Source organism: Halobacteriovorax sp., assembly GCF_041587335.1.
Classification (GTDB): Bacteria; Bdellovibrionota; Bacteriovoracia; order Bacteriovoracales; family Bacteriovoracaceae; genus Halobacteriovorax.
On sequence record NZ_JBFGYP010000177.1, the window covers coordinates 1 to 4,586 of the forward strand.

Sequence of the window (4,586 nt, forward strand, 5' to 3'; positions counted from 1 at the left end):
TCAATCAATTGCCTATGAGACTCAATAATCATAGATGTAGAAATAACTCCCCTCTTAAAGAGCTTTTCAATTCGTGTGTGTTTTCTCTCTAACTCGGCCTTGTTAGCAATAGTATTTAAAGATTTTTTATACCTATTGTATTTTTCAATCTCAGAATTAAGCTCTATTGAGATATGCCTATTGATATGTTTCTGGTTTAATAAAGATGACTTATACTCACTTGCTGCACTTCTTCTTTCCGCTGAGTTTAAGTTGAGTATTGGTAGTTCCATTGTTAGTGAGACACCATATGTTTTGAAATTACTGCCACCTACTTGTTCAAACTCTATAGTTGGACCTACTTTAAAGTCAGGATAACTATTAGCGCTTGCCAAATCCTTCTTAGCTCTAGCAACTGCTACAGACCCTTGCGCTTGCTGAAATAAAGCTGATTTATCAAAGCCTATATCTTTATTAAAAGTTTCAGATAAATCTACAGTCGCTGGAAGTGAATTTAATGAGATACTACAATCAGTTCCAATTGAGAGAGTAATCTCACTAGTTATTCTTTCCCTCTCAGAAATAAGTCTAGCAATCTTTAAACGATAATCATTTGTTGCTAAACTTAAAGTCTCTTTTTCTACTTCTTCTTCAGGAGATAGTGTTTTTCTACTTCTTTTGATAAATAAAATTTTATTAAGAGACTCCTCCGCCTCTGACAGTAGTGGTATTAATTCATGAATTTGTCTCAACCTATATGAGTTTAGAATGGACTTTATAAAAGCATCTTCACTACTTAATCTAAGGTTTTGTTTATTCTTACTAATTGCATTGATAGCGAGAACTTTTCTTGCTTCTCTCTTACCACCAACTTCAATTGGAAAGATGAGACCTAAGGATGTTCTCTTAGTTGAACCCTCTAGTGACTTACCTTGCTCTCTAGATGCCTCTAACTCAGGATTAGGAAGCTGCTTAGCGATGCCTAACCTTTCAGAGAATGCTTGTCCTAAACTTTCATTGTATTTTATTTCGGGATGATTTTCTTTAATTATTTTAATTAACTCATTAGAGTCTTGAATCCTACAATTAGATGCTGTGACACCTGAACTAACAAGTAGTGCAACTAATGCTAACTTCACTTTTAAGATATACATATTAAGTCCTAATAATTTTCAATTATTATTAATAAAAAAGTTAATGTATTAGATTGTTTATACTATGAGAATAAAGGTGGTTTCTTGGCCGAGTCCAGATGAGGCTCGCTATAATCGTGTTGGTAAGACCACTGTAAATAAATGTTCCTGATTTCTTGATCTGAAAACGTTACAGGAGATCTAAAATGAAGGAGATTGTGAATACCTGAACAGTGATGTATGCAATGGTCTGCTTTATCCTTACAGCCCTCTTCTCTTTGATGATCATGAGTTACAGAAATAGATAAAACTGTACTTGAGGATATACTCTCACCACTTACCTCATCGTGACAATCTACAGTTTCAAGAGAACCTGCAAAAGAAAGCGATAAGATGAAGAATGTAGCGAGTAGATAATTAATCATTAATTCAATCTACTCTCCAGATATCGTTTGAGTCAAGCATAAAGCTCATTTTGAAACATGGTCGCAATTATGCCCTACACCTTCGAACTCAATTACTGAGTTTGATACTTTCATATCGAATAAAGCAGACTTTATTAGCAATTTAAGTTTATCTAGTTCTCTTACTCTTAATTCATCGGACACAGAGACATGAAAAGTTAAAGAGTGAGATTCTTCATCCATAGACCAACCTTGAATAAAGTGAATATCTTCAACACCTTCAATTTTAATCAATTCCTCTTTAACTTGATCCATACTTAGGTCTTTCGGGAAGGCCTGCATAAGTATAGTCACAATTCTTTTAAGTCCCTTATAGACACCTTTAAGAACTAGAAGAGAGATTAGAATAGAAAGAATTGAATCTAAAATATACCAAGGCTTAAAGTACAGAACGACACTAACAATTAATACTGCACACCATCCTAGAATATCTTCCATTAGATGCAGCATAACCATTCTTTGATTGATTCCATTATCTTTGGACATTCTGTAGGCTGCAACTCCGTTTACAATAATTCCTAAAATAGCTAAAGCAAACATCCCTTCACTAACAACAGGTTCAGGCGCAAGTAATCTTTCGAATGATTCGCTAATAACAAAGATTGAACCGGCAAGTAAAATTATTGAGTTTATAAAAGCACTCAGTAGTGAAAACCTTCTATAGCCATATGTGTACTTCTGGTCACTTCCTTTTTTAGAAAATTTTTCTAAGAAGTAAGACATTAGTAAAGCAAAACTATCTCCCAAATCATGTAAAGCATCAGAGTATATCGCCATTGAATTGGTTAGATACCCTCCAATAAATTCAATTATTGCAAAGGAGAAGTTAAGTACGAAAGCAATTAAAATATTCTTGCTTCCAGAGTGATTATGGTGATGGTGGTGACAGTTCGACATATAAAAATTGTAGATTGATTTTGGTCATATGCCTAAGGAAAAGTAGACTTTGCCACTTAACTGCAAAAGAGGCTTAATTGTGACTTTTCAGACTTAATGAGATGACTTGGTTTCTCTTGTCTAATGATCCACTCTTTAACAACAAGAAGAATATAGAAAATGTCTTTCTCTTTTAATTCTTTTGATTTTGGAATCTTATGCCACTTCTCTAGCGAAGATCGACAACAAGTTCCTGTGGCATGTAGAGCAATATAGATTGGATGAGTTTGTACTGGAGCTACTTTACAAGAGTGAGAAAGAGAATCCTCATTAAATATTTTTACTATTAAGGACCTTCCCTCTAGCAAAATAGTATCAAAACCTCTTTTAGCCAGATACTCCCATTGTTCATCTTTAAGCTTGAACTTACAACATACCTTAGAGCAACCTAGTCTCCTAAATATATCTGTAAAATAAATGTTCTCACTTGCATGGTTTTTCAATGAACAGCTTCTCTTAAATGCTTTAATAAATGATATAGTAGAGTCTAGATGATAGCAATAAAAGTCAAGAGTTTCTTATATATTTCTCATACTTAGATCATTAATGATGTAGCGTTATATTGCGAAATCTCAAAGAGTGTGACATATATAATTATGATAAAAGTAATTAAGGACAACGAGTCATGGCTCATTATAAACAAGCCCAGTGGGACTAGTGTTCACAATGATTCAGAAAGCGTTATTGAATACTTTAAATCAAAAAATATAGAAACTATTCCTGCACACCGTATTGATAAAGACACAAGTGGGCTACTCCTACTTGCTAAAACTTCAGAGAAAGTTGCATCCCTTCAAACATCCCTCTCAAGATCAAAGAAATACTATTTAGCCGTCTGCCGTGGAAAAACTCAAGTCCCTTCTGGAACTTGGTCAGATCCTTTAAGCGATAAGGCGGAAGGGTTTAAAAATCCAAGAGGAAAGAAGTCTGAATTAAAGAGCTGCATCACAAACTGGAGCTTGGTACATGCTAATAAGTATTTCTCCTTAATTCTTTTTCAAATTGAGACAGGAAGAACACATCAAATTAGACGACATTGCGCTATTCATAAATTAGAAATTATTGGAGACAAGCGATATGGTGACTCTAAATATCAAAAACTAATAAAGAGTAAGTATAACTTTACTAACATGGCCCTACACTCCTATAGACTTGATATTGAAATAGATGGTCTAGCAGAATCATTTCAAGCGAAGGCACCTTTATACTTCGATACAATCATGGGAGAAGAAATTGAAAAATTTCTATAAGATATTAAAGCTTAAAGCATTTAAAGACGACTCTCTATTTAATAATTTAAAGAATTCTCTAAGAGAGGACTTCTCACTTTCTCTGGAAAAAGCAGATTTTAATAGTTTACTAAAACAAAGAAGAATTAAAGTAAAAGGTAACGCAATAACAGATGCAGAGTATGAGCTAAGAAGAGATGAGAGGTTTACTGTTTCTATTACAAAAGCAGAACTCAGAAACTGGTCCCTACCAGTTAAAGAAACTATAAAAGTCACATCAGACATGATTCTTCACGAAGAGAATATCTTTTTAATCGGAAATAAGCCTGCAAGTATCTCATCGAATGCAACTATCGACTCTACTCAAGACAATTTTCTAGCAGCAATGACAAGATATATAAGTGGACCACATAAAGAAAAATACATCGCCTTACACCATCGTATCGACTTTGAAACGAGTGGAATATTAGTTTTCTGTAAGAAAAAGTCTTTCAACAAATACTTCACAGAGTTATTTGAAAAAAAGATCATAAAAAAGTCATACCTTGCACTAGTTGATGATCCAGAAAACTCGTTTAAAGACACTGTCATAATAAATAAATTAGACAGAGACCCAGGTAATAAAATGAAGGTTAAAAGCACTAACTCTGGTGGAAAAGAAGCCAAAACTAAATTTGAAAAGATTGGCCATATTGATGGTAAAACGTTAATTGAGGCGACTCCAGAAACAGGGAGACTCCATCAAATACGTGTTCACTTAAGTGAGCTTGGTTATCCTATAGTTGGAGACAGTATATACGGAAAGAAATCAGATGGAAGAACTCTCCTACACGCTTACAAGATAA

6 protein-coding genes are annotated in these 4,586 nt (G+C 34.0%); 2 read left to right on the top strand and 4 right to left on the bottom strand.

Going from position 1 to position 4,586, the window contains the following annotated elements; genetic code table 11:
- The 4 genes from ABX784_RS15565 to ABX784_RS15580 form a co-directional block, all read right to left on the bottom strand.
- The coding region (locus ABX784_RS15565) for a TolC family protein (RefSeq protein ID WP_372655984.1) at positions 1-1,118 on the bottom strand (1,118 nt) is incomplete at its 3' end.
- A 77-nt stretch (positions 1,119-1,195) separates the two neighbouring features.
- Positions 1,196-1,537, bottom strand: coding sequence for a hypothetical protein (locus tag ABX784_RS15570; protein ID WP_372655985.1), 342 nt, complete (start codon positions 1,535-1,537; stop codon positions 1,196-1,198).
- 45 nt (positions 1,538-1,582) lie between these two features.
- Entirely contained in the window at positions 1,583-2,473 is an 891-nt protein-coding gene (locus ABX784_RS15575) for a cation diffusion facilitator family transporter (RefSeq protein ID WP_372655986.1), read from the bottom strand.
- A 56-nt stretch (positions 2,474-2,529) separates the two neighbouring features.
- On the bottom strand, positions 2,530-2,955 hold the full coding sequence (locus tag ABX784_RS15580) for a DUF4186 family protein (RefSeq protein WP_372655987.1): 426 nt from the start codon (positions 2,953-2,955) through the stop codon (positions 2,530-2,532).
- A gap of 153 nt (positions 2,956-3,108) precedes the next feature.
- Here ABX784_RS15580 and ABX784_RS15585 point away from each other — a divergent pair, with 153 nt between their 5' ends.
- On the top strand, positions 3,109-3,762 hold the full coding sequence (locus tag ABX784_RS15585; RefSeq protein WP_372655988.1) for an RluA family pseudouridine synthase: 654 nt from the start codon (positions 3,109-3,111) through the stop codon (positions 3,760-3,762).
- Positions 3,746-4,586 (top strand): pseudouridine synthase family protein (locus ABX784_RS15590; protein WP_372655989.1); only part of this gene is annotated, 841 nt, incomplete at its 3' end. The genes ABX784_RS15585 and ABX784_RS15590, both read left to right, overlap by 17 nt.

What these genes read in the sequence shown, in the direction of transcription:
- ABX784_RS15570 (WP_372655985.1), bottom strand. Translation starts at nt 1,537, where the DNA reads ATGATTAATTATCTACTCGCTACATTCTTCATCTTATCGCTTTCTTTT.
- ABX784_RS15575 (WP_372655986.1), bottom strand. Translation starts at nt 2,473, where the DNA reads ATGTCGAACTGTCACCACCATCACCATAATCACTCTGGAAGCAAGAAT.
- ABX784_RS15585 (WP_372655988.1), top strand. Translation starts at nt 3,109, where the DNA reads ATGATAAAAGTAATTAAGGACAACGAGTCATGGCTCATTATAAACAAG.